The following is a 25216-nucleotide window of genomic DNA, read 5'->3' as shown; positions in this document are numbered from 1 at the left end:
AAATTGCCTCCCGCAAACTACATTTCTTTATCTCGAATAGCTGCCGCCTGAACTGCATTCATCACTGCACTACGAAAATGGTGATCTTCTAACGATTTCACTGCCGCAATTGTTGTTCCTGCTGGTGAAGTGACCATATCTTTCAATTCTCCTGGATGTTTTCCAGTTTCTAAAACCATTTGCGCACTACCTAAGACAGTTTGAGCAGCAAATTTATAAGCTTGATTTCTAGGCATTCCTTCTAAAACGGCTGCATCAGCTAAAGCTTCGATAAAGATATAAACATAAGCTGGACCTGATCCACTAAGACTGACAACTGCCGACATTAATTTTTCTTCCACTACTTCGCATTTCCCAAAGCTATTAAAGACCGCCGCTACCAATTCAGTTTCATCATCGGTAATTTGTTGATTGCGACAAAACGCTGCCATTCCTTCACCGACTAATGCAGGTGTATTCGGCATGGCCCGAATAATTTTATGACTTGTCGAAAGTGCATTTTCAATCGTTTCAATCGTCACTCCAGCCGCAATTGAGACAATAATTTTTTCCTTCGATAATGTTGGTTTTAATTCAGTTAACAGGTTAGGTAGTACATAAGGTTTCACTGCAAAAATAATCATCTGGCTATTTTGAATTAATTCTTTGGGATCAGTCGCTGCTGAAACATTTAATTCTTCTTTTAACGCCATCATAGCTGGTTGATAAACATCATAAATCCAAATATTTTCTGGTTGATAATTTTTTGTTTCCACTAAACCACGAATCATTGCCTTGCCCATGTTTCCTGTTCCGAAAAATCCAATCGTTTTTGCCATGCATCGTCACTCCTCAAGTTTTTTAATATCTGTTTTTTTATTTGAACTTTTTTCACAAAATAATTTAAAAAAATATTTTCTTTTTCAACTCCATTATATTCACTCAAATGAATTTTTTCAACAACAATTTCATTTTTATGATATAAAAAAAGCATGATTGCTCATGCGATTTATTCTGGAACGTGAATCACTAGTAAACGAACTACTGAATCACTCAAATTCGCCCAATTATGGGGATGTTCCGCATGATAATGAGCAGAATCACCGGGATAAAGTTTTGTAACTTGATCATCCCAATAAAAAGTCAATATTCCTTCCAGAACAAAAATAAATTCCTCACCCTCATGAGTATAAATAGTCGGTTTTTCCTTAATTTCGCGCGGCATGACTTCGATATATTCTGGTCGGATCACTGCTTGAGGAGAAATCTGACTTAAATTGAAATGAATCGATTGATTCAAATTTTGCAAATAAGGTCGTTGATAGCCACGTACAACAATCTCATCTTCAAAATTTTCGGCTGCTTTGCCATTATTTCTAAAAAAATCAGCTACATCTGTTTCAAGTATCTGTGCCATTTCATTCAGATGGTCCACATCTATTGTAGTAATTCCCCTTTCAAATTGAGAGATAAATCCCGTTGAAAGTCCTGTTAACGCAGCCATTTGCTTAATAGTAATTTTTTTATTTTTACGTAATTTCTTGATTTGCTGACCCAGTTCCAAAAGTAAACACCTTCCCTTCAGTATTCATTCATATTATACCGAATTATTAATAACTAAAAAGTACTAACTTTCAGTTATATTGATATTTATTTTGTAAAGTGTATATAATAGTATTTTAGATATTAGTTTATTCTTCAAATCAATCTTATATAAAGTAGTTTCTTATGCCACAACAAAATGGGATTCGTTAGCAGACTTTTCAAAAGAAAATCGTGAAAATTATAAAGACTTCTTATATGGCGAATAAAAAAAACACTTACGGTCGAAAGTTTCCTTCCAATCGTAAGTGTTTTTTTAGCATTTGGCTATAAAAGCCTTAAATAGTCGTTCATTTACCACTGTATCTGTTCCAAAAAATTCTGGATGCCATTGAACTGCCCAAACAAATTTTTTATCTGGCATATAAACTGCCTCAATTAAGTCATCCGCAGAAAGTGCGGTCACTTCTAAATTTGGTGCTAAGTCTTTGATTGCTTGATGATGATAGCTATTGACACCTAGATTTTCTTTTTCTAATAATTGAAAGAGAGGCCCTTCTTTTAAAAGTTTAACTGAGTGTTGAGTGCGATCATAAGGTGCTGTCATATCGTGGGCAATCTGGGTTGAATATTCTGCTGCAATATCTTGATAAAGCGTCCCGCCATTGACAACATTCAGCACTTGAATCCCACGACAAATACCTAATAATGGCTTGTCCATCGCAATAACTTTTTGCATACAATAAATTTCCATCTTATCTCTTTTTAAACAAGGTTCCCCAGAAAGCACACTTGGCAATGCGCCGTATAATTCTGGTGAAACATCTTGACCACCAGTAAACAAAAATCCGTCACATTGTCCTAAAAAGTAATCTAAGTTTTCTTGATTTGTAGTTAAAGGTAAAATTAACGGAATCGCTCCATACTTTTCTAGTAAATCTAAATAAGCTGGCAACATCCAAATACTATCTTTCTGATTATCAAATAATGGCATCACGCCGATTACTGGTTTCATAATTCGTCCTCCGTGTTGTTTATTTTTTTAATATCCTCGTATAACGGTATGTATTTCTTCAAACCTTTTTTATAATCCGCAAATCATTTTTAGTCGCAATAGATTTAGTATATCATTTAGAAATTAAACCTTTTTTATAGCTAGATGTAGCAACAGTGAGAAAATGACTCATAACTAACTTAAAAATATAAAAAATTTTCATTTATTTCATAAAAATAAAAGAGCTGATTTGCTGGAGAAGATTTCGCATATCAGTTCTTTATATTTAAAATAAAGTTATTGAGTCAGTTACAACCTATTTCTCAATCTTTTATCCAACGCATGTGTAATAAATAAGGTTGTTGATATTTCGTTATTAAATGTTGAAAGAAATGATCTAAGTCATGACTATCTGGTGTTATGTCTTCTATCAATAAAGCATACTTTTCTTTTTCTTCACTAGTAGCTTGCTTTTTGAAATAGCCCCAAATATGTTGATAAGTCACTCGTAAAGTTTTTTCAGTCGGTTCCACTGTTTCCAATTCAGTTAATAGCTTTTGATATTGTGCTTGTTTCATTGCATCCCATTGATTATTTTTAGCTAATAAACGAATCTTGTTATAAGCATTCTGATTCCGTGCCATCACCCAATATTTATGTTTGGCCCAAGATTGTTGAAAATCTTTTAATAAATCATTTTCCATCTGACTCACCAAAAGTTTCTTGGGCATATTCTTTACTGGATTCATAAGTTGCTAAAGCTTTTTTGCGACGTTCTTTATGGTTAACAATTGGTTTAGGATAAGTGTCATCAAGTATGACACCGTATTCTTCTTGCTGTTCAATAGTCATTTTTTCTGGTTGATGAATATATTTATCCGGTAAATCTGCCAATTCTGGTAGATATTCTCGAATAAAATCCCCATGTTTATCAAATTTTTCAGCTTGTGTGGTGGGGTTAAAAATTCTAAAGTATGGTACTGCATCTGTTCCAGTAGATGCTGCCCACTGCCAACCTCCGATGTTACTGGCAGGATCGTAATCAATCAACATCTGTTGAAAGTATTTTTCTCCCCAGCGCCAATCGATTAACAAATCTTTAGTCAAAAAGGAGGCCACGATCATCCGCAACCGATTATGCATCCAACCAGTTTTCTTTAGTTGCCGCATCGCAGCATCCACAATTGGATAACCAGTTTTTCCCGCTTGCCAACGTTCAAATTTTTCTTGGTCATTTTCCCATTCCACAAATTTAAACTTCGCTTGAATCGGTTCATCCTTTTGTTTTGGAAAAGAAGTGTAAATCATATTGTAAAAGTCCCGCCAACAAAGTTCTTTTTGAAAAGTTGTCCTGCTTTGAGACTTATTAACCTTTTGAACCTTTTCCCAAACAGTTCGCATCGAAATTTCTCCTGTCCGTAAAAAACGCGACAAATGACTAGTCTGGTCTAAGCTAGGAATATCTCGAGCTTGCTGATATTCTTCTAAATCAGCTTGAATAAACTTTGTAAGACGTTCTTCAGCAGCTTCTTCACCAAAGGAAATTTGTTGTTCAGGAATCTTTTCAATCATTTTTTTGAATTTTTCTTCGTCTTTTGAAAACAAGACTTTTTTATAGACGGCTTTCGCGTCGTAAGCTACTTTCAAAGGTGTCTCTTTGATCATTTCCAACCATTTTTTATAATAAGGCGTAAAGACTTTATAGTAGTCGCCATCTTCTTTTTTGATTTCTTTGGCCCCATGAAGATAAGCATCTTGATATGCGTAACTTTCGATTTCATTTTCATGAAAGAATTTAATTGCCTCTTGATCACGAACCGCGCCATAGCCGCTAGTATCTTCATTGAAATAAATCTTATTCCAATCCTTCAACTCGTTTTTCAGCCGTTCAAATAACTCCAGCGGTTCACCATATTGAATTTGTAAATGGGCTTGTTGATCAATTGTTTCCTTAAAATGCTGAACACTTGAAAAAAATGCTTGATGATTGGGGCTATCTTGAATAAATTGATTCGGATTTGCTTGAAATAATAAGACTAATTCATCTGAACCTAAATTTTCGCAAGCATAATATAACGCTTTATTATCTTGAATTCGTAAATCTCTGCGAAACCACATAACTGTTTTCATCTTCTTACCTCACTATTCCCAGTTGATTCATTTCAAGGTATCACACTATTAAAAGTGATGCATTGGATATGTTTGCAACTTATTCAGCAAGATAAAAATCTTTCAATCTTTAGACAAATCTGTTAATAAAAAAGTTGAAAAAACTCGTTGCAACAGATATCTACAACATGCTTTTTCAACTTAATTTTGGATTTATTTTAATTAATTTCTTTCAACCAATCAACTATTTTTTGACTAACTTCTTGTTGTTGCGCATCATTAGTGATTTCGGCTTTACCGTCACCTTTTTGCTTACCATAGCTACCAAATCCACCGTGGTTGCCACCTTCAATCGTAGTATAAGCAGCATTTTTTGGTAAATATTTTTTTGCAGCATCATAGCTGTCCCAATTTAACACCTTATCATTACTAGCTGTAATCGATAAGACTGGCAGCTCAGTTTGTTTAAGACTGCCTTTTTCATCAGGATAACTAGCTAGAAAAATCATGCCAGCAACTTGATTAGCATGTTCATCTGCAAACCGACTGGCCATCACACCGCCTAAAGAGTGTCCAGCTAAGATATATTTTTGCTGTGGTTTTTGTTCGATAATTTCCTCAGCTTTATTGCCGCCTAAAACGGCTAAATCCAACGGCATTTTTACAATATAAACATTGTAACCAGCTGCTGCGACCTCTTTTGCCCACACACTATAGCTTTCAGCATCTACTAACGCACCTGGATAAAAGATTAAATTTGTCTGACTTTCTTCTGGTGCCTCAAATAATAAATAACCCGCATCATTTTGGCTAACTTTTGCTGCACTCACTGCATTTTCTGCTGGCGGATAGGTCAGTGAATTTAGATAAATCAACCCACCAGATACTAGTAGAGCCAGAGTAATAATTACACCTAATACTATCTTTTGCCATCTTTTTAATCGTTTCATTTCGTCCCTCCTGCTGTTCATTGTAGAAGAAGACAGGAAAAAGAACAATTTTTTTAGACGTTAAATGAAAAGGCAAAGCAACTCAACAAATTTTACTATTTCTTATTTTCGATTGTAAATATCCACTGACTACTGAAGCAATCACCTGCAGATTTTGGTAAACCCAAGCCAGTATTTTTAACTCTCGCCCATAAAAAAATGGTCGCCTAAATTTAATTCATCATAAAAATTTCCTTGTTGAGCGATGATTTCTCTAATTTTCAAACTAGTTATTCGACCAAGTTGATGATTTGGTAACGTTGAAACATAAAAACTCATAGCTACTAGCGGATAAATTAAAGAGGCTTCGTTTTACAAACGTTCAACAGCCTTTATATCATCAGAAGTCCATATCTGAGGACTGTAGGCCCACATAATGGATCAAATCTACCACCACTACCAGCACAACTCTCTAGTTGAAATTAAATATTCTTGTGCATTTTCTCTGGACATATCTAAAACTTTCTAATGGTAAATTTTGTAAATCAAACCGTATAAAAAAACCATTTTAACAAGGTATTTTTGTAATCTAATACCTCACTAAAATGGAATCTACATTTTATTACACTAATTTTAATTGGCTAATTGTTCTTTTAATAACGTTTGAATTCTAATAAGTTCGTCCAATGGAATACTTTGGTAAGAAATTTCATCTAGCATAAAACCTTCACCCATTGCTTGTTCTGAATCCACTTGATTAAACGCTTCACGATAGTTTCTAAATAATAATTCGATATCATTAAAGGTAATATCTGTTTGTAAATTATCTCCTAGACTATTTAAAATACTATGATAATTTCTTAACGATTTAATACTAACCATTTGTTTCAAAATTCCAGCTATTACTTCTCGCTGTCTTCCTTGACGGCCATAATCTCCTTCTGGATCATCATAGCGCATCCGAACGTATTTTAATGTCTTATTTCCATTTAGATACTGTGAACCAGCTGGAAATTCAGTTTCTTCATAGGTAAAAGCAAATGGATTATCTACTTCAATCCCCCCAACTGAATCAACTAAAGTCTCGATCCCCTTCATGTTGATAACAACATAGTAATTGATTGGTATAGCTAATAATTGAGCAACAGTATCCGCAGCCATATCAACACCACCAAAAGCATAAGCGTGATTAACTTTATCCATCGTATCATGTCCAACAATCTCTGTATAAGTATCTCGAGGAATGCTTACTATTACGGTTTTTTTCGTATTTGGATTAACGGTTGCTACCATTAACGTATCAGAACGTCCTCGTTCTGTTCGACCTAAAGCACCTGTGTCAACACCTAATAATAATACGCTAAATGATTTTTTCTGATTTAAGCTAACTTCATCAAGAGGTTGAGTTTTTTTTGCTGGCTCATATACTTCATCAGTGACTCCTTTTACATCATAAAGCACTTTTGCTGCTGTAGCAGTAATCAAGCCAACCAAAACTAATAAAATACTTACTAGTAAAATTAAGGTTTTTTTCAGCTTTCCACTTGGTCTTCTTCCCTTATTTCTCATATACTCACTCCATTATCCATCTAGCATGTCTTCTTTCAAAAATCATTAAAAGACTGCGCTAATATATCAGCTATCCGTTCACTCGCATGACCATCACCATAGGGATTAGTTGCCTCAGACATCTTCTGATAAGCTATCGGATCTTCTAATAACCTCATCGTTTCCTGATAGACTGTTGCTTGATTTGTACCAACAAGTTTTAAAGTACCCGCTTTTATTCCTTCTGGACGCTCTGTTGTATCACGTAATACAAGAACTGGAATCCCCAGTGAGGGCGCTTCTTCTTGAACACCACCAGAATCAGTCAAAATTAAATCTGAATGTTGTGCAAAATTATGGAAATCAAATAAATCTAGCGGTTCGATTAATTGTATGTTTTTTAAATTTCCAAGTTCTTTTTCAGCCAGTTCACGAACAAGCGGATTTTTGTGCATCGGAAAAATAATTTCTACATCATCTTTTTCTTTTGCTATCTGCGCCAATGCTTTAAATACTTCTATCATTGGCTGTCCTAAATTTTCTCTTCGATGCATCGTGACTAAAAGTCTTTTCTTTCCCTCGTTTGATAAATTGGGGTGAGTATATTTTTTATCTATCGTATATGTCATTGCATCAATCGCTGTATTTCCAGTAACAAATACTTGTTCTTGTCGATGGTTTTCTTTAATCAAATTAACGGCACTCTCCTTTGTTGGAGCAAAACAAATATCCGACAAAGCATCAACTAATTGACGATTCACTTCCTCTGGAAATGGAGAGTATTTATTCCAAGTACGTAACCCTGATTCAACATGTCCAATCGGAATTTTTAGATAATAAGCTGTTAAAGCTGCTGCTAAAGTCGTTGTCGTATCACCATGAACCAAAACAACATCCGGCATATTCGCTTCTAGTACGGGCGTCAATTTATCAATAATATGAGTTGTCATTTCGCTTAAACTTTGCTTTTTTTTCATAATATTCAAGTCAAAGTCTGGAGTTATTTTAAAGAAATTCAATACCTGATCCAGCATGTCACGATGTTGACCTGAAACGACAACTCTTGATTGAAAACGTGGATCCCTCTCTAAAGTTTTTATTACTGGTGCCATCTTGATTGCTTCCGGTCTAGTACCAAAAATCGACATTACTTTTATCGACATATGTATCTCCCTTTTATTAAAAAATTCACAATTTATAACAAAAGGTCTTGAAGGAGAAATCCGCCACTCTCCTTCAAAACCCCTCATTTTCTACATAAAATAAACAATCTTAAATCTACTGATTCATAAACCATTCTTTTGTTATAACGGACAATGAAAAAATCTATTATTGTAGGTCCCATGTTTTTAGAGTTTTATCAGTTGGTGCATACTCCAATTTTGTTGGTTTTTCTCCAGTTCCAATTAGATAATACAATTTACCAGTCGCTGATTCTTCTGGTTTTAACACACCACCAAAAGCTTCCATTTCTTCTGTTACATTGTAGGTTTTATCTTTCTTATCCGTTACTAATTGAAAATCGATTGCTCCCATACCTTTATCTTGGGTACCAATGTTTTTGTATTCGACTGAAAAAGTAATTAATTGTTTAGGTTTTTCAGCTTCATTTACAGATTCGCTGCTGGATACTTCAGTGATTTTCATTTCAATACTGTCAGCTGTAAAAGGCACATTTAAACCATCTTTTACTTCCACTTTAGCAATTGAAGCGGAGCTATTACCACTGTCATCTGTTTTATTGTTAGTGTTAGAATTACACCCAGTTAAAACAAAACCAACTGCGATCATACTCAATAAAAATTTTTTCATGCAAAATCTCCGTTCATTAGTTCACTTGAACTGTTTTTCTATCTAATTCTTTTCCATCAGGACCATAAGCGACTAAATTGACAATATCACCTTTTTTGATGGCATTTCCAACGTAATAAGTGAAGGATCCATTTCTAAATGTTCCACCAATTGAAACCAAGCTATTATTTATATAAAGATAAGCTTGTTTTACATCACCTGAATAAACTCCAGAAATTTCAATTGCCCCAACGTTGTATACATTAGGAGAAATGTTGCCATTATAAGATGAATTTGCAAAAGATACTTTTACGTTTTCTTGCAATAAGACATCGTCTGTTCCATAAGCGTTCATAGTAACATTATCGCCTTCTTTAATAGCATTACCCACATAGTAATTGAAGCGTCCATCTTTAAAAGTTCCGCCCCAAGAAATAACATTTCCGTTCACTGATAAGCGAGCTTTGCGTACATCTCCACTATATGTTCCAGTGATTTCACCATTACCAATAGTATAGCTATTTGGAGAAATTGAACCTTGTTTTGCAGGCGCTTGTTTAACAGTAACTGGGTTATTTTGAGTCAACAACGAATTATTTTGATCATAACCATTAATCATCACACTGTCTCCAGCTTTAATTCTTGATGTTCCTACCCAATAAGTAAAGCGTCCATTAGCAAAATTACCACCGAGTGATAAAACAGTTCCATTAACAATTACTTTCGCTTTTTTCACATCTCCACTGTAAACCCCAGTGATGTATTCATCTCCAACTGTATAATCACTTGCTAGCATAGTCCCTGAAGTATTAGATTCAACTCGAACTGTTTTACTATCTAATTCTTTGTTTTCAGAATCTAAAGCAACTAAACGTACATTTGAATTTTTAGAAATTACATTTTGACCTACATAATAAGTGAAAGTACCATTTCTAAATGTTCCACCTTGTGAAATTAATTTATCATTAACGTACAATTTAGCTTTTTTCACATCACCTGTGTAAGAACCAGTAATTTCGACCGCTCCAACTGAAAAATTATTTGGTGTAATAGTTCCAGCTGCTGCAGGCGCAGCAATTACAGTCACTTTATTATTTTGGCTTAACACATCACCATCAACATCGTAACCGTTAATTAATACGCTGTTACCTTGTTTAATTGCGTTTTTACCAACCCAGTAGCTAAATTCACCATCTTTGAAAGAGCCACCTAAAGAAAGTACTTTTCCATTAACAATTACTTTTGCTTTTTTCACATCACCTGTGTACGTTCCACGAATGTATTCATCACCAACTGTATAATCATAAGCGGAAATTGTGCCAGTATAATTAGATAGAACTTTGACAGTTTTTTCATCTAATTTCTTTTGATCTTTATCATAAGCAACTAACACAACTTTTGAATTTTTCTTGATTAGTCCACTGTTCACTTCATAGGTGAATTTACCATCTTTCAATGTCCCACCTTTAGAGACCAAATTATCATCAACATAAAATTCAAGATAAGAAACATCACCTTCATAGTTACCAGTGATAAGCCCTTGGCCCACAGTATAATCATTCACTGTAATACCATGAATACTTTCTTTCACTTCAACTTCAATATCTTTAGTGGTAATTCCTCTATGACTATCTTCTACTGAATAAGTAATAAAGTATTTTCCAGCGACATTAGTATTAACGTTATTTGATTTGATGATGACTTTTGAAGTTAAGTCCCCATCTTCTTCATCATGCGCGGTAATACCTTCTAATGGATTAAAAGGTTCACCTTTTTCAATAATTTTATTTTCGGCATTGATTACCGGTAATACATTTTCACCTACTGTTACGTTGATTGTCTTAGTAGCAGTTAACCCGTGGCTATCTGTGATTTTGTATGTTACAGGGTAAACACCTGGTACATTTGGTTGTACTGGATTATCAATTATGACTACATTTTTAGTGATATCGCCATCTTCTTTATCAATTGCAGAGACACCTCTCATAGCAAATGAACCAGTAAAGTCTTCACCTAAAATAATTTTTCGATCTTCAGCAGTTAAAACAGGTTTTTCAGTTCCGTATGCTGGATCTAATTGAGCATATTCTAAGAAGCCACTAGATTCTTTTCCGCCACCAACAGTCCAATCAATAATGTTGTTGTCTTGAGATAGAGCTGTGTTAAAGTGATATTTCCCATCTAGGGAATTTGGCACGCGAATTTCTGTATCAGTTACGAAGCCACCTAAATCGATGTTAATTGAACAATAAACCCGTGGTAAAATCCCGATAATTGTAGAAATTGTTGGATTTTGAATAATTAAAGAGCAACTATCTGGATCTACTTTAATATCAGCTGAAGTATAATTTTGAGCTTTAATTTGAATACCAAAGTTATAAGCTTTCATTTCACCTGATAAATAATTGATGAAACGCGGATCTTGTAACAACGGTTTAAACTCATTAGGCAATTTCACTTGATAAAAAGTTTTGTCGTTGTATGACATGTTAGCTAATTGTCTAACATTTAAATCAACTGTTAAAATACCTTCTGTTTTTTGGTTGTTGATAACTAAATTTTTATCGGTTGACATCTTCAAACCGATTTCTCCCCAAGCAACCAAACCAACATCTAGTGGTTGAATAGCATTTTGTTCAGTCGTTTCCTCTGTATTTTCAACTACAGCAGATTCAGCTGGTTCTTCCGCCGGTGCTGGTTGCTCAGCATTAATTTCTGGCAAGTTATTGTCAGCTAAACTTTCAGCTAATTCCGGCGATACTTCCTCAGTCCCCGCTGTTTTTTCTTCAGCTAACGATACGACAGGAAGTAATCCTGCATTCAATAACATTAAACTGCTAGCACCAATAGTTAATAATTTCTTTTTCTTCACTCTTTTTTCCCCTCTCTTTTTTTCCTTTTATGAATTGAATCTCAACCTAATCATTCATCACCCCCTAATACTTATAATAATTATAATTTCCAGCACTCAGAGATTTGGCACCGTTATAAACAACGCCGATTAAGCGTGCTTTCGATCGCTCTAGTAGGGTTTTACATTTTATTAAATTATTTCGTTTCGTACGATTTTCTCGAACCACTAAAACAACGCCATCAACTTTCGATGAGAAAATTTGAGCATCTGTTACTACTAAAAGCGGTGGTGAATCGACGATAATAAAATCATATTTTTCCTCCACCTGTTGAAAAATTTCATTTAAACGATTTGAATTTAACAGCTCTGAAGGATTAGAAGGAATCGGTCCTGCAGGTAAAAAGTCTAAATTTTTAATTTGTGTTCTTTGAATAGCCTCTTCAAGTGAACTACCAACATTACTTAACAATGTGCTTAAACCAGCAACTGTGCCAGTACGTAAATTAAAAATTTTCCCAGCAGTTGATCGGCGTAAATCACCATCAATCAATAGTACTTTTGTATTGGTTTCTGCCATGACGACCGCTAAATTTGAAGCCAAGGTCGTTTTTCCTTCTTCCTGTTCAGTTGATGTAACCAAAAGTAATTTCATTGGTCTTCCAGATGAAGCAGCAAATTGAATACTTGTTCGTACGTTGCGATATTGCTCGGTAATTGGTGAAAATCTGTTTTCAATCGCAATTAATCGGTTTTCTCTTTCTCTCATTTTTCGCTACTCCTAATTTAAACTCTTTTTCTTCTTCTTCTTGAAACACTGTTTGAAGTGCCTGTGAGATCTCTTTTCAAAAGATCTTTATCTTTAGCAGACATTTTCATATCTACATTTGTCGTATGAGGAATAATTCCTAGTGCACTGGTACCAAAAATTTCAAAGACTGTTTGTTCAGTTTTTATTGTTTGATCAAGGCTAGCTCGTAACAGGACAAATAAAAATCCAACCATTCCTCCAATAAATGAACTCAACACTAAATTTAATTTATGATTTGGTGAAAAAGGATTTCAACTTGCTGTTGCTTTACTTGTAATCGAAATCTCACCTGGTATCTGACTATCTTCCAGTGCTTCCTGAAATACTTCAGAAGTTGTGTTGGCTAAATAAGAAGCCAACCTAGGACGATCGCTAACTGCTCGAATGGAAAAAAAAGCGACTCCTGCTGTTGTTCCAGCGTGATTGCTTCTCTTAATTGACTAATAGACATATTCTGATTTTCTTCAGATTGCAGCTCTTGTTGCACTTCGCCTAAAACTAAGTCACTTAATACCAGTTCTTTATAAGTTTTTACTAATTGTAAATTGGCAGTAATTTCATTTGAAATATTTTCTTCAGTCGTTTTGGTCGCAGCAATCATTTGAGTCTGCGAGCTGTACTTTGGTGTAATCCAGAAAAAAGAAATATACCCACCAATCAATAATCCCGTGATACTACAAAAAATAATAATGGGTAGTTTTTCTTTAATTGTTTGAAGTAAAAAGGTGAAATTGAATTTTTCATCCATAATAATTTGTTGCCTCCGATAATTTATGTACTGGTCTAATAAGCTCCGTCATGGGTGATAATGACTAAAAAAGTTTTTAGCATGATTTTTAAATCAAAAAGAAAACTCCCTTTATTTATGTAGCTTATATCTAAGCGGATCATTTCTTCAAAATGAAGTTTATTCCGTCCACTTACTTGCCAAAGACCGGTACATCCAGGTTTTACAAGTAATCTTAAACGATGATAAGCCGAATATTGATCAACCTCTTTAGGTAGAGCTGGTCGTGGCCCCACAATCGACATGTCTCCCTTTAATACATTTAATAATTGTGGAAACTCATCAATGCTAAACTTTCGTAAAAAATGACCAACACGAGTAATGCGCGGGTCACATTTTATCTTGAACATTGGGCCTTGAATTTCATTTTTTTCAGTCAAGTCTGCCAAACGTTTTTCTGCGTTCACAGACATCGTCCGAAACTTATATAGGATAAAATACTTCCCATTTTGACCAACTCGCTTTTGACTAAAAAAAACAGGTGCTTTAGGATCTTCTATTTTAATCAGCAAGCTCACTAAAGCAAAAGGAATTAAAAGAACAATGAGCCCTACAAAACTGATAATAATATCGATAAGTCTTTTGGTTTTACTTCCCAAAAAGTCGGAATAAGCCAAACTTGTTTTGTTTTTTAAATCAAATTTTCCTATTGCAGGATTATTCTCATAAATGTTATTCATCTTTTCACTTCCAAATGATCGGTAAATTACCGATATATTTTTCTTTATTAATAAGACCTTGTTCTTTAGAGTCATTACAGCTAACAAAGTAATAATAAAACAGAAGGGAATTAATGAACCATCAATTAATTGTCTCTTTTTTGAATTTTTATATTCAAAAAATACTGTTTTTTTAAATTAGAATGATATTTAATGCAATCTTCTTTTTTTTTTGTTAATTTTTCGTTTTTTTTAGATTTTTAATTAAAAATTCTCTATAAAAATTAATATTATATAATTTTAAGCTAACCTGCCTTATTTTCAATTAATTGATAGAAATCATCTGAAATTTTATAACCTTTCCCCCATGAGGTATCAATCGGGTTGCAATATAGCCCACTTTTTTCGACTTTTTCTTTGATGTTACGGACACAGGTGGACAAAGCAGATAGTCTTGAATTAGTAACTTCTTCTTTTCCCCAAATTTTTTCAATCAGTTCTTGTCTCGAAACGTACAGTCCTTTATATTCATACAAACAATTCAAAAGTAAACTTTCTTTTTTTGATAAGCCAAAACTATAAAAATGATATTTCTTTTTATAATTTCCTTTATCTATTTCTGCGATTTCTGTTTGGAGAACTGTCTGGCACAATTCTCGAATCTCTTCCAATGAAGCATCACTTTTGATCCATTGATCTATACTGTACTCTGTTCGTTCTTCTTCGTAATTTTTTGCAAATTTACTTTCATACTTTCTGAAAATAGCAGGAACTTGATTACGAATATTGAACATTAGTTCATCCAATTCTTGGTAAGAAATAGTTTCACTTAAGATTACTGCATCAAAACAAGTAACTAATTGCGTAGTTTTTTTCGCCATCAAATGAAAATCGCTTATCAGACAAGTACTACAAAAAACTTCATGGTTTAATTGTTGTAGTTTATTTTGGAAACTTGATTCAGCTAATACATTTTTAGTCAAGATTAATATTTTCATGACTTTCCTCCTTCTTTAACTGTTCGGTTTCAGTTAATTGTTCTATACTCCTAACAAATTCCTCAATAGTAGCGTTTTTGTGAATGTCGGTTTCTTCCTTTTATTGCCTGATCACTTAATCGCTTACGAAATTTATCATCATGAATTAATCGATCTAACCCTTTGGCGAAATTATTTATATAATTTTTATCATAATCAATTAGAAGCGCACTATCTTCACTGATATATTCTGGAATTCCACCAATTCTAGTGACAATTACTGGTATCCCCATTGCTTGTGCTTCGACAGCCGAAAGACAACAAGTTTCATGAAAGATTGATGGAACGGCGCAAATATCGGCTGCTTTTAAATAAGAAGGAACCTCTGTCTTTTTTATATAGCCGGTGAATCTTACTTCGATCGGTAGTTGTTCTGCTTGAGCCATGACTTTTTTGAAGTAGTTATCCTTTTTAATTGCGCTATAAGTTGTACCACCTAGTATTAGAACTTTCACATTTTTTTTAAATTTAACTTTATCTAAGGCTGCTAGCAGTAAATGTACTCCTTTGGTTTCCGTAATTCGCCCAGAAAATACAATGACACAATCGTCTTTTTTTAGACTTAATTCCGACCGAAGTGTTTGTTTCTCAATCGGGCTTGCCATTTGATAATCTTCTAATTTAATCCCATTGTTTACTCGATAAAATGGTGGCATTTCTTTGACTTTGGGAATTTTCTTTATTTGTTTAGCTAAAAAATCGCAGACTGACATGACTCCATCTAACTGTTGTAAAATTTCCTTTCCATTCATAGTTTGGTCATTTAAATAATCATTGTGTAAATAGACCGCTAATTTACCTGAAAAAAATGTCCGAATAATGGGAATTCTTTCAGGACAATTTAAGTCCACTAGACAATCGACTGCAGTATTCTGCAAATAATCTTGAGCTTTAGTCATTATCTCTGGGTAGGGAATCAAATTCTTTTTTTTCCCAGTTAACATGAACCGCACTTTATTCAAAACTTTTTGCATGAACCACCTTAAAGGACGTTCTTTTGTTTTGACTGCGATCACCTTACTAAACTTGTGAGTTTTATTAAAAACGGTAATGGCCACATCATCTTTAGATACTATGAATAATTCTAATAATTGATGTTTCTCATTTTCCTCAATTAAAGAATCTAATAAAGTTTCAACAGCACCGCCTTTTACTGCTGGAATAGGCAGTTTCCCATAAGTGAGTAACATTACCCGAAGCTTCTTCATTTAAATTTCTCCTTTATCACTAAGTAAATGAAATAAATATTCTCAAAAACATAGCGTTTATAAAGTCTTTTCGGTTCTTTCATAAACCGGTGTAGCCACTCCAGACCACTTTGTTGCATCCATGTAGGCGCTCGTGAAATTTCTCCTGCCAACACATCAAAACTACCGCCTACTCCCATCAGTAAATTAGCATTGAACTTCCTTTTATACTTAGCAACAAATTCTTCCTTGTAAGGAGAAGTCATTCCAATGAATAAAATTTGCGGATGACACTCAGCAATTTCTTTTACTACAGCTGTCTCATCCTTGAAGTACCCATTTTGAGCACCAACAATATTCAAATTTGGATACTGTTGTTTGAGTACTATTAATAATTGTTTTAAGATGCGTTCTTTAGTACCCCAAAAATATAAACTCAAACCATTTTTTTCAGCACTTTTAAGTAACTCTGTCATGGTGTCAATGCCGGTAACTCGTTCGATTTTCTTTTTTTTAAGCCACCGACAAGCCCATACAATCGAATAACCATCGGCACTTACCATGTCGGCTTGTTGAATAATTTTTTTTATTTTAGGATCTTTTTGACAAAGAACTACTTTATTAGAATTCACCCCAATGTGTTCAATTACCTCGTTATTTTTGATTCTCTCCACCATTTCATCAACAGTTTCCTGCAAATTTCCATTATCTATTAGGAGGTCAAATAATTTTATTTTTTTCATTTTAACGCCCCTTTCTGACCTGAATTACTACGGTATAATCCAATTAGAACAATCAAAAAAATAATTAATCCTTGACTGGTAAACAGGAATATTTTGGAGAATCCTCCCCACTGTTTCAACATGATCTGAACAATTAATAAACCCAATTGTAAAAACATCGTTCCAGTAGTTAATTGACTGTCCATTAAATGATTAGTTTGTCGTTTACGTAAATAAAAAATGATGAAAAAACCTAAACTAGAAGCTAAAGACGCTCCATTAATGCCAATTAATGGGATTAATGATAGGCTACCTACCAAATTCACTGCTGCTCCGATTAATGAAGTAGTCAAAATTCCTTTTGTTTTTTTCACTACTATATAAGTAGTGCCAAAGAAACCTGAAATACAGGAGAAAAAATTACTAATCAATAAAAGAGGAATGTATGCTTTAGCAAAATAAAATTCTTTAGACAATAAAACGGCTGCTAATGGATCCAAAAATAGTAAGATCATACCTGAAGAAAACAATAAAAAGGTACTGTAGTGATTAAATACTTTTTGAAAAAAGAGACCCGCATCTTTTTTATGATATTGCTCAACTGCGGATAACTGCCAAGCTTGCATAAAAATAGCACCAAGCACCGATAATAAATTAGGTATTTTGCTTGCAGCAGCATACATTCCATTACTTGCTACCCCTAAGAAAAAGGTCATAATAAAACGACTAGAGGTAGTCAATATCCACCACATTGCAGAGTTTGGAATTAGTGGCAAACTATACTTAATAATTTGTTTGCTTTGAAAACTGCTTGCCGACTTTTTAAAGAACATATCCTTCCAAGAAATATTAAGAACTAAAAAAATTAATGAGAAACTATTGGCAACTACTAATGACAAGAAATAAGCTACCAATTTGTTATTCATTTGCCGAAAGAATAGAATGCCAAAAAGTAAAGTCAGCAATGAAAGAATAATGCCGTTTGCTGCATAGATTTTTAATTTACCAACCGCTTTGATATATTGCATAAGAATTAATTGAAATGATTGAATTGTTAATAGAACAAAACTTAGCAACCCAATACTTGAAGAGATTGTCCAATGTAGCCCTAATAAATAGACAATTAATAGCAAAACTCCCGAAAAAGCAAGACCTATCAAATTAATTCGTAAAGCTACTGATAACCAGCTCATCTGTTCTTTTTTGCTTTTACTATCTAATACAAAACGCAATACACCTTCTGAGACACTTAAACTAACAATTGGAAGTAAAAGATTAATTGTATTTATCAATAAATCGGCAGTTCCATACTGTGCTTTAGTTAGATAGTAGGTATAAAAACCTACTAAAAAAAAGGTAATTAATTTGCTCCCAAAACTACCAATAGCAAAAATCAGCGAATCATTGAATAATTTTTTATATTGATTCATAGATCTGTCAAACTGTTCTGAATAGTTTTCATGATCTGATAATTAATTGTAAAAGCACTTTGCATATCTTCTTTAGCTTGTTTCACCTGATTGATCATTTGCTGATTATTGTCTAATCTTTCATCTACTTTTTTTATTAATAGTTCAGTGTTTACATGTAATTCTTCTATCGGAAAAACATCATTCTCAATGCTAAGATTTTTAAACATTTCAACAACTTTTTGTTGCCAAGATAATCCGATAATAGGTATATATTGTGAAACTGCCACAATCATCGAGTGCATCCTAGTACCAATTACTAGATTCAAAGTTTGATATAACGTGAGTAACTCCTCTTTATCTTTAATAGGAACCAATTTTACTTGCGGCTGTCTTTGAAACTCACTATAAATAGTTTCAATTGTTTCATAATCTTGAACTTCAGAAGAAAATAAAACTATCTCTCTTTGTTGGTCAACTAGACGTTGAATTAAAGCTGTTAAATCTTTTAAGTACCGTAAATATTCTTTCTGTGAGCAACCAGTAATCCGGTAATCAATCACACAAATACCAATACGCTGGAATCCATCGCGTTGAGCTTTTAATTGCTCGAAAGATTTTTCTGCTGGCAAAAGAAACACTGGGTCAACTGAAGGGTAAACTGCAGGATGATGAGAACCATTCATGTATTGCCAAGATCGATAATCGCGAAAAGTAATATAGTCACATTTTTTTAATGTCTCAACAGCCGCTTGCTTTTGTTTTTCAGTACAAAAGGGACCAATACCAATTGAACTTACAAATATCGGCACTTGATATTGTTTTGCCAAAGTCACTACTTGATCAAACCGTTGCGCAGATAACGTAACTGGTGATAAATCAAAAATCGCATTCCCACCTCCAATTACTAAAAGATCGGTTTGCTTCAAAGCCTCTTCAAATCGTTGGATACTTTCCGGATCATACATTTTTTTGCAAGATTTTAGCCACTTACTGTGGCTAACCAAATTTTTTACAAAAGGTAATTGACGAAAGTACTTATAATAGATGTTATGAACTTCCGATCGACGAACTAAATTTTTATCTAGCTTAATTTGAGAATCCTCAAGCAATTTGTAACTAAATTTACGTGTCTCAATACCAGTCAATAACTCTTTAGATAAAACTTCAGCTATCAAACGATCCCCTATATTTGTACTGTCAATGAAACTTACTAATATTGCTTTCATTTGTTAAACTCTACTTTCATATTTTCTGTATTTAGTAATAATCAATAACTCCGATAACTTCTACCCCGATCAGGGACTGGACGGTTTCCGAGTTTTGAATGTATTTTCTTTTATATAAATTGTCCCAAATAAAACTACAAGAAGTGCTTAAAATAAAACTCAGTAACAGAGCTTCAATTAATAATTTAGAAAAACTAGGCGAACGGCTGGTCTCAGTTGATTCTGCTGCAAGAACAAAAACTTCTCGCGGTAAATGATTTTTTTCAACTACTTTTGGAAAGTTTTTCCCTATTGATCTAGCTATTTTTTGACTTTTCTCAGGGCTATCAGTAGTAACAACTACAGTGAATATTTGTGAATTGATACTGCTGTTGACTGTCAGAGCATTCAAAATTTCTGACCAATTTTTTTGAGGATTATCTTTTTGAATTTGTTGAATCATGGTGTCACTTTTAACCATTTCTTTGTATGTTTCCACTAGTTTGATATTGCTGTTGATGATTCTATTTTCAATTTCTTGTTCATCTTCCCCTTCAAAAGAATTTTTTTCAGTCTGTTCATCTGTTGCTGACAATAAAAAAGAAACATGATTAGAATATTGAAAACCCTTTGTCAAGGCAAAGCCTGCACAACCTATCACCGTGAATAAAAATGTCATTATCACAATACTTTTCTTGTGTAACCAAAGAAAATATATGAAATCTTTAAATGAATACATGATTACTCCTTTCCTGTCTCAGATAATGATTCATATACATTTTCCCAAATTAAAAAATAAGCTGAAATAGAAAAATGGTCTTCAATTTTTTGCTTGGCATGAACAGAAAAGTCTTTTCGTTTTTCTACATTAGAAAAAAAGTTCAAGATATCTTCTTCCATTTGATCAACGTCACCTGGTACAACTAAAAAACCATTCTTCTTGTCCTCTAAGACTTGCTTAATCCCGCCAACATCAGTTGCCAAATTAGGAACCCCAAAAGCCATCGTTTCCAAAATAGCCATTGGAACACCTTCATGGTAAGAGGGCAGTAAGTGTAAAGCACAATCAGCTAAAAGATCTTGTTGATTTGTTGTCCAAGAATGCAGCTCAATATTTTTGCAATCAAGTTGTTTTATTTTTTCAATAATATTAACTGTCGTTTCATCAGTATCACCGAAAAGATGAAATCGTAGTTTTGGTATTTTTTTTTCAAGTCTTGATGCAATTGTGACAATGTCCTGACTGCCTTTTCGTTCACAGATTCGACCGAAAGTAAGAATGTTCATTGATTGAGCTTGATAATGATTATCTTGTGGTACATAAACAGCATTATGAATCACGATTACTTCTGTCTTTGTCAAAGACTGATAATACACAGCCCACTCTTCACTAAGAGCCACAATTAAATCGATTTGATCCAATATTTTACGAATATATTGTTTCTTTTTTACAGATGCTTGTTGGTAAAATTTTTCAAAATTTGGTGCATGCATATGAAAAATAGTTTTTGTTCCTTTTTTGACTGCTTTTAACAAAACAGATTTTCGGTAAAAACTAGCATCTTGCGACACGTGAAAATGAACAATTGCTATTTTTTTGGTATGGGTTTTGTGCCATAGTTGTCCAAACGACTGTAAAGCATAGCGTAATTTGCAATTTTCATGCCAAGAAAATAGATAATCTATTTGCAAATTATTATTTTCGGGGAAATATTGAATGAAATTTTTAATAACTGTTGAAATCCCACCCTTGCCAGTACTTTCTGGTCCTACCATAATTATTCTTGACATACTTGCTCCTTCTTTACTTCTTGGATAAACATGCACATAAAACCAAACACCGTTGCCGATAATGCTGAGAAAAATACATGTCCCACTAAAAGACTATATATAATGGTAAAAACTAATAAAAAAATGCTGAATTTATTCGCTTTTCGATACAAGGCTACTTTTAAAAAATAAACTATCACTGCTATAAGAATCATAGTTCCGATAATTCCATAAGAAAAAAACATATCAAAAAAATCCATTTCGACTAATCCGCCTCTTCTTCCATACCAATTCCAACGGTTTTCAAAACCTTGGCCGAACCAAAAAATATATTGATTATCAGGCAATTGTAAAAAATTATCTACAGCTTCTTTAAGATAGACATTTCGAGAGCTCATAAATAGCCTTACCCAATCGTCTTGATACAGTGTTCTAAAATAAGCAAATCGTTGTAGCACTCCAGATAGAGATCCTAATATGAACTCTTTTCCTTTTACTAATAGAAAAAAAAGCATAGCTAACAAAAATTCAAAAACAAAAAATTGTTCATATAATGTTTGACTTCGATAGCGATAAAGAAAATGAAAAATCAAATAAATAGAATAGATCAAACCAGCCAACAATCCCGACTTTGTTCCTAAAATCAATAAACAATACATATCAAGAAAATAAAGAATCAATAAGTAACCGGCAGGGATCGATCTTCTTTTTCGCTGAATAAGCAGCCAGCCCATGAAAAAAAGCATAATTAAAAAAGCATAAGCGATATCATTCGTTGCGAAATAAAAACCTTTAAAACCAGCTGTATCATCATATGTGCTATTCCCTAAACCAAGAAAATAAGGGATAATTAAGCCCCCAATTAATAGAACATTTAAGGAGATGGCTACGTTCATAATTTTTTTAATTGACAAATATTCTTCAAATTGATTAGCAAAAAAAGGAATCAACAAGCACAATGAAAAACGAATAACATAAGAAAATTCTTCTATTAATAAAGAAATATTCGTTTCAAAAAAAATAGTTTGAACAATACAGAGTATTATAAATAAAAAGAGTGAAATAATTAGTAGAGCATAACTACCATTAAGTTTTATGCCTTTTGATAAAACACCGTATATTATGTATGCAATAAAAAATATTCGATAAGCTGTTCCTAAAGGAATATTATGCCCATAAGATATAAAAACCCCATTAAAAATATCAATTAATGGAAAAATCATTATTAAGTATAAAAAGCCTTGCGCCTTCATTCGATCAATCAAAATGTTTCTCCCCTACATTAGAATTAACAAATTGCCACAACAAATATAATTAATATTATTCTATCTAGTTAGTTAATAAACATCTTTTTTTGTTAGTTTTTAGCATTTTTCTGACAGAATAACTTTATCTTTAACATATATACTTATAAGTGTGATTATTATTAAAACTTAAATTAACAAGTCCTTATTTTTTTCGAATTTATATTTTTTTAAAATATTTACTACATTAAAAATAAGTCATTGACTTATTGGAAGGAGATTATCATGCAAAATGATTCCAATTAATCAACTTGCTGATCTGTTTGATAAAGAAACAGTCACAAAAATTAAAATCATTTATTTCTTTATGGAAAAAAAAACTTGGGTTTCTGTAGATGAATTGTCATTGACATTGGAGATTAATCAACGGACAATTTCAAAGTACCTAACATTTATTGAAGAAGACATTGATACTTTCTCCTTAAACAAAGAAATCGTAATTAAAAGTCATAGTAAAAAAGGCTTTTTTTTAGATTATGACTTTGAGACTGCTTTAGAAGATTTAGTCTTTAAAATTATTGAAGAAACGATTAATTATCAGCTTCTAATGAAAATTTTTTTTTCAAAAATCCCTTCAATTATCCAGTTTTCACATGAATATTACGTAAGTGAATCTTCTTTGTGGCGAATGATTAATAAATTCAGAAAAAAACTTTTACCTAAGGGGATTTCAATCGAACGACGTTCTCTGGAACTAATTGGTAGTGAAATCCAAATTCGTCGATTAAGTCTATCGCTCTTGTTTCATTCCTATACCAAAGACACCTGGCTTTATGGCAGTACAACAAAATTAAAAGTGGAAAAAATTATTAATAAAGTTATTCCTTTTTTTCATTTATGTCTGTCAGACTTTGGGTATAAAAAGCTCTTTTGCATGATTGCAATAGGCATTGAACGGACAAAACAGGGAAAGTACATCACTTTATCGAAAGAATTAAAGGAAAATATTGAGAAAAATGACTTATTTGATCATTTTTTTTATGAATTGAAGGATGTTTTACCAAAAGAATTTTATCATCGAGAAGAAATCGGATTTCTTTTTTTATACATCTTCACAAAAGATGAGGTGTTTAATGACAGTTACATTTTAAAAAAGTTCACGACATTTCATTATGAAAGAAAGACACAGTTATTCCAATCGGTCGAAGCATTTAAAAAAATTTTATTGGATAACCAAAATCTTTTCATTCAAAAAGATGACCTTAAACTGGTTAGTCAAAGTTTATACAGTGCACATTTATGCGCACAAATATTTCATAACGAAGATCAGACGGTAACCAACCTAAATGGCTTATTTGATGTTTCAAACCAGCAGCTACCCATTCATTTAAAAAGTCTTTCAGAAACTTTGATTTCTTTACTGTATAGTGAGACGGGCTTCCCACTTTTTAAAGAAACCAACTTTTTACGTTCAGTTTATTCACTATTACTAGAGTCCCTCACGCTGCTTTCAAAAATCGAAGAACCTTTGCAGATTTTTTTTGAATCGGATCTATCAAGTTTAGAAGAAAAAAAACTCATTAAAACAATCAAAAATGAGTTTATTGATAAATATAAATTAGAAATTTACACCCATAATGATTGTTTATTTAAGAGCAGATCAATGGATTTATTTCTTTCCACTAAAAAAATTTCTGTAGTAGAGCAATCTTTAACACCAAATATCGTCATTCCAACAGAACCCACGAAGCTCGATTTTTATACATTAGAAAAAATACTAAGCAGTCTTTATCTCAAAAAAAATCAACAAAAAAAATTGCCCGAACTAAAAAGCACGAGTAGTTAAAATAATATTTTAACTACTCGTGCTTTATTTTATTCATTTAAAAAAACTGTGTTTTACTTTTCTAAAGGCTGGTCGTTGCACTGGATCACCATTCAACAAATCCTTTGACATCTGTTCCATGTCCCTCGCATATTGTTTACCAAACATTTTTTCAATTTCCTGATAAGCCTCTTTTAAATAAAAACCACGGTCTTTAATACTATGTGCATCAGAAGCCACCATATAAACCAAATTATTTTCCAGCATTAGCTTGGCTGCCTTTTGAATTTTCTTACCAAAAAAACCAACAATACTAGGTGCTGTCAACTGAGTTAGTGTACCCATCTCTAAAAAGGGGAGTAAGCGATTTGGATTTTGAGAAAAAATAACATTGCGTTCAGGATGCACAATTACCGGTACATGGCCTTGTTCAATCAGTTGAAAAAATAACTGTTCAGCATAAGCTGGTACTTCCATTGTTGGAAACTCTATCAATAAATATTGATTCGCTAAATCAACAAATAGAATGTCTTTTTGTTGAATTTCTTTCATCAGATTACTAGTTAAACGTATTTCTTGACCCTCAAACAAAGTTAACTCAATCTTACGCTGATCTAATTGTTGTTGTAAATCTTGAACAGCTGGGATAATTTTTGAAGCAGGGTTATTATAATGACCATTATCATGATGAGGGGTACATAAAATATAGTTAATCCCTTGTCGGATCGCTTCATGAGCCATAGCTATACTCTCTTCCAATGTTTGAGGACCATCATCTATCCCAGGCAAAATATGACAATGTAAGTCGATCACA

The 25216-nt window shown here is 33.1% G+C and carries 25 protein-coding genes; 1 reads left to right on the top strand and 24 read right to left on the bottom strand.

The features are described from left to right. Window positions 1-17 precede the first annotated feature (17 nt). The 23 genes from proC to ID741_RS06880 form a co-directional block, all read right to left on the bottom strand. Entirely contained in the window at window positions 18-818 is an 801-nt protein-coding gene (gene proC, locus ID741_RS06990; RefSeq protein WP_438719516.1) for a pyrroline-5-carboxylate reductase, read from the bottom strand. 170 nt (window positions 819-988) lie between these two features. Further along, the gene (locus tag ID741_RS06985) at window positions 989-1543 is read right to left on the bottom strand and encodes a helix-turn-helix domain-containing protein (protein ID WP_438719514.1); all 555 of its coding nucleotides are present in this window, start codon (window positions 1541-1543) and stop codon (window positions 989-991) included. A 294-nt stretch (window positions 1544-1837) separates the two neighbouring features. Continuing rightward, entirely contained in the window at window positions 1838-2536 is a 699-nt protein-coding gene (locus tag ID741_RS06980; protein ID WP_438719512.1) for a gamma-glutamyl-gamma-aminobutyrate hydrolase family protein, read from the bottom strand. A 302-nt stretch (window positions 2537-2838) separates the two neighbouring features. Next, window positions 2839-3219: a YbgA family protein gene (locus ID741_RS06975; RefSeq protein WP_438719511.1), complete on the bottom strand. Its 381-nt coding sequence runs from the start codon at window positions 3217-3219 to the stop codon at window positions 2839-2841. Continuing rightward, window positions 3209-4645, bottom strand: coding sequence for a cryptochrome/photolyase family protein (locus ID741_RS06970; RefSeq protein WP_438719510.1), 1437 nt, complete (start codon window positions 4643-4645; stop codon window positions 3209-3211). Before ID741_RS06970 ends, ID741_RS06975 begins: the two co-directional genes overlap by 11 nt. A 197-nt stretch (window positions 4646-4842) precedes the next feature. Further along, the gene (locus ID741_RS06965; protein ID WP_438719509.1) at window positions 4843-5574 is read right to left on the bottom strand and encodes an alpha/beta hydrolase; all 732 of its coding nucleotides are present in this window, start codon (window positions 5572-5574) and stop codon (window positions 4843-4845) included. Between the two features lie 177 nt (window positions 5575-5751). Then, complete coding sequence (locus tag ID741_RS06960; RefSeq protein WP_438719508.1) at window positions 5752-5892, bottom strand: hypothetical protein; 141 nt, start codon at window positions 5890-5892, stop codon at window positions 5752-5754. A 294-nt stretch (window positions 5893-6186) separates the two neighbouring features. Then, window positions 6187-7122, bottom strand: coding sequence for an LCP family glycopolymer transferase (locus tag ID741_RS06955; RefSeq protein ID WP_438719507.1), 936 nt, complete (start codon window positions 7120-7122; stop codon window positions 6187-6189). A gap of 35 nt (window positions 7123-7157) precedes the next feature. Beyond that, window positions 7158-8264 (bottom strand): non-hydrolyzing UDP-N-acetylglucosamine 2-epimerase, encoded by a 1107-nt coding sequence (gene wecB / locus ID741_RS06950; protein ID WP_218326292.1) that lies wholly within the window; start codon window positions 8262-8264, stop codon window positions 7158-7160. Between the two features lie 166 nt (window positions 8265-8430). After that, window positions 8431-8913: a DUF4352 domain-containing protein gene (locus ID741_RS06945; protein ID WP_438719506.1), complete on the bottom strand. Its 483-nt coding sequence runs from the start codon at window positions 8911-8913 to the stop codon at window positions 8431-8433. A 16-nt stretch (window positions 8914-8929) separates the two neighbouring features. Continuing rightward, on the bottom strand, window positions 8930-11764 hold the full coding sequence (locus ID741_RS06940) for an immunoglobulin-like domain-containing protein (RefSeq protein ID WP_438719504.1): 2835 nt from the start codon (window positions 11762-11764) through the stop codon (window positions 8930-8932). A 64-nt stretch (window positions 11765-11828) separates the two neighbouring features. After that, window positions 11829-12512, bottom strand: a complete 684-nt coding sequence (locus ID741_RS06935) for a CpsD/CapB family tyrosine-protein kinase (protein ID WP_438719503.1) — start codon at window positions 12510-12512, stop codon at window positions 11829-11831. 17 nt (window positions 12513-12529) lie between these two features. After that, window positions 12530-12748 carry a hypothetical protein gene (locus ID741_RS06930; protein WP_438719502.1) on the bottom strand — a complete coding sequence of 73 codons (219 nt, stop codon included), beginning with the start codon at window positions 12746-12748 and terminating at the stop codon, window positions 12530-12532. Between the two features lie 149 nt (window positions 12749-12897). Next, window positions 12898-13302 (bottom strand): YveK family protein, encoded by a 405-nt coding sequence (locus ID741_RS06925; RefSeq protein WP_438719501.1) that lies wholly within the window; start codon window positions 13300-13302, stop codon window positions 12898-12900. A 35-nt stretch (window positions 13303-13337) separates the two neighbouring features. Next, window positions 13338-14021 carry a sugar transferase gene (locus ID741_RS06920; RefSeq protein ID WP_438719500.1) on the bottom strand — a complete coding sequence of 228 codons (684 nt, stop codon included), beginning with the start codon at window positions 14019-14021 and terminating at the stop codon, window positions 13338-13340. A 284-nt stretch (window positions 14022-14305) separates the two neighbouring features. Next, window positions 14306-14998, bottom strand: coding sequence for a winged helix-turn-helix domain-containing protein (locus ID741_RS06915; protein WP_218326299.1), 693 nt, complete (start codon window positions 14996-14998; stop codon window positions 14306-14308). Window positions 14999-15060: 62 nt separating this feature from the next. After that, window positions 15061-16245, bottom strand: a complete 1185-nt coding sequence (locus tag ID741_RS06910) for a glycosyltransferase family 4 protein (protein ID WP_438719499.1) — start codon at window positions 16243-16245, stop codon at window positions 15061-15063. Then, a complete protein-coding gene (locus ID741_RS06905; protein WP_438719498.1) occupies window positions 16242-16967 on the bottom strand; it encodes a WecB/TagA/CpsF family glycosyltransferase in 726 nt (241 codons plus the stop codon). Before ID741_RS06905 ends, ID741_RS06910 begins: the two co-directional genes overlap by 4 nt. After that, window positions 16964-18376 (bottom strand): oligosaccharide flippase family protein, encoded by a 1413-nt coding sequence (locus tag ID741_RS06900; protein ID WP_438719497.1) that lies wholly within the window; start codon window positions 18374-18376, stop codon window positions 16964-16966. The genes ID741_RS06905 and ID741_RS06900 overlap by 4 nt, the downstream gene beginning before the upstream one ends. Then, window positions 18373-19584: a polysaccharide pyruvyl transferase family protein gene (locus tag ID741_RS06895; protein ID WP_438719496.1), complete on the bottom strand. Its 1212-nt coding sequence runs from the start codon at window positions 19582-19584 to the stop codon at window positions 18373-18375. The genes ID741_RS06900 and ID741_RS06895 overlap by 4 nt, the downstream gene beginning before the upstream one ends. Window positions 19585-19615: 31 nt before the next feature. Further along, entirely contained in the window at window positions 19616-20200 is a 585-nt protein-coding gene (locus ID741_RS06890) for a YveK family protein (protein ID WP_438719495.1), read from the bottom strand. Between the two features lie 104 nt (window positions 20201-20304). Next, window positions 20305-21354 carry a glycosyltransferase family 4 protein gene (locus ID741_RS06885; protein WP_438719494.1) on the bottom strand — a complete coding sequence of 350 codons (1050 nt, stop codon included), beginning with the start codon at window positions 21352-21354 and terminating at the stop codon, window positions 20305-20307. Continuing rightward, window positions 21342-22598, bottom strand: a complete 1257-nt coding sequence (locus tag ID741_RS06880; protein WP_438719493.1) for an O-antigen ligase family protein — start codon at window positions 22596-22598, stop codon at window positions 21342-21344. The genes ID741_RS06885 and ID741_RS06880 overlap by 13 nt, the downstream gene beginning before the upstream one ends. A 271-nt stretch (window positions 22599-22869) precedes the next feature. Here ID741_RS06880 and ID741_RS06875 point away from each other — a divergent pair, with 271 nt between their 5' ends. Beyond that, window positions 22870-24423 carry a helix-turn-helix domain-containing protein gene (locus tag ID741_RS06875; protein ID WP_438719492.1) on the top strand — a complete coding sequence of 518 codons (1554 nt, stop codon included), beginning with the start codon at window positions 22870-22872 and terminating at the stop codon, window positions 24421-24423. Between the two features lie 33 nt (window positions 24424-24456). On the opposite strand, the gene ID741_RS06870 is transcribed toward ID741_RS06875, so the two are convergent. Continuing rightward, window positions 24457-25215, bottom strand: coding sequence for a tyrosine-protein phosphatase (locus ID741_RS06870; RefSeq protein ID WP_438719491.1), 759 nt, complete (start codon window positions 25213-25215; stop codon window positions 24457-24459). Window position 25216: the final 1 nt, after the last annotated feature.

The organism is Enterococcus sp. AZ103 (assembly GCF_051714685.1).
Taxonomy (GTDB): Bacteria; Bacillota; Bacilli; order Lactobacillales; family Enterococcaceae; genus Enterococcus_A; species Enterococcus_A alishanensis.
Note: the sequence above shows the minus strand (reverse complement) of the source record. Positions and strands in the feature narration are given on the sequence as shown.

Excerpts from the sequence above, each read along its gene's own strand:
- ID741_RS06885 (WP_438719494.1), bottom strand. The coding sequence starts at position 21,354 with ATGTCAAGAATAATTATGGTAGGACCAGAAAGTACTGGCAAGGGTGGG.
- ID741_RS06905 (WP_438719498.1), bottom strand. The coding sequence starts at position 16,967 with ATGAAAAAAATAAAATTATTTGACCTCCTAATAGATAATGGAAATTTG.
- ID741_RS06965 (WP_438719509.1), bottom strand. The coding sequence starts at position 5,574 with ATGAAACGATTAAAAAGATGGCAAAAGATAGTATTAGGTGTAATTATT.
- ID741_RS06945 (WP_438719506.1), bottom strand. The coding sequence starts at position 8,913 with ATGAAAAAATTTTTATTGAGTATGATCGCAGTTGGTTTTGTTTTAACT.
- ID741_RS06960 (WP_438719508.1), bottom strand. The coding sequence starts at position 5,892 with ATGAGTTTTTATGTTTCAACGTTACCAAATCATCAACTTGGTCGAATA.
- ID741_RS06875 (WP_438719492.1), top strand. The coding sequence starts at position 22,870 with ATGATTCCAATTAATCAACTTGCTGATCTGTTTGATAAAGAAACAGTC.
- ID741_RS06930 (WP_438719502.1), bottom strand. The coding sequence starts at position 12,748 with ATGGTTGGATTTTTATTTGTCCTGTTACGAGCTAGCCTTGATCAAACA.
- ID741_RS06935 (WP_438719503.1), bottom strand. The coding sequence starts at position 12,512 with ATGAGAGAAAGAGAAAACCGATTAATTGCGATTGAAAACAGATTTTCA.
- ID741_RS06910 (WP_438719499.1), bottom strand. The coding sequence starts at position 16,245 with ATGAAGAAGCTTCGGGTAATGTTACTCACTTATGGGAAACTGCCTATT.
- ID741_RS06895 (WP_438719496.1), bottom strand. The coding sequence starts at position 19,584 with ATGAAAGCAATATTAGTAAGTTTCATTGACAGTACAAATATAGGGGAT.
- ID741_RS06975 (WP_438719511.1), bottom strand. The coding sequence starts at position 3,219 with ATGGAAAATGATTTATTAAAAGATTTTCAACAATCTTGGGCCAAACAT.
- proC (WP_438719516.1), bottom strand. The coding sequence starts at position 818 with ATGGCAAAAACGATTGGATTTTTCGGAACAGGAAACATGGGCAAGGCA.
- ID741_RS06970 (WP_438719510.1), bottom strand. The coding sequence starts at position 4,645 with ATGAAAACAGTTATGTGGTTTCGCAGAGATTTACGAATTCAAGATAAT.
- ID741_RS06900 (WP_438719497.1), bottom strand. The coding sequence starts at position 18,376 with ATGAATCAATATAAAAAATTATTCAATGATTCGCTGATTTTTGCTATT.
- ID741_RS06915 (WP_218326299.1), bottom strand. The coding sequence starts at position 14,998 with ATGAAAATATTAATCTTGACTAAAAATGTATTAGCTGAATCAAGTTTC.
- ID741_RS06980 (WP_438719512.1), bottom strand. The coding sequence starts at position 2,536 with ATGAAACCAGTAATCGGCGTGATGCCATTATTTGATAATCAGAAAGAT.
- ID741_RS06925 (WP_438719501.1), bottom strand. The coding sequence starts at position 13,302 with ATGGATGAAAAATTCAATTTCACCTTTTTACTTCAAACAATTAAAGAA.
- ID741_RS06955 (WP_438719507.1), bottom strand. The coding sequence starts at position 7,122 with ATGAGAAATAAGGGAAGAAGACCAAGTGGAAAGCTGAAAAAAACCTTA.
- ID741_RS06920 (WP_438719500.1), bottom strand. The coding sequence starts at position 14,021 with ATGAATAACATTTATGAGAATAATCCTGCAATAGGAAAATTTGATTTA.
- wecB (WP_218326292.1), bottom strand. The coding sequence starts at position 8,264 with ATGTCGATAAAAGTAATGTCGATTTTTGGTACTAGACCGGAAGCAATC.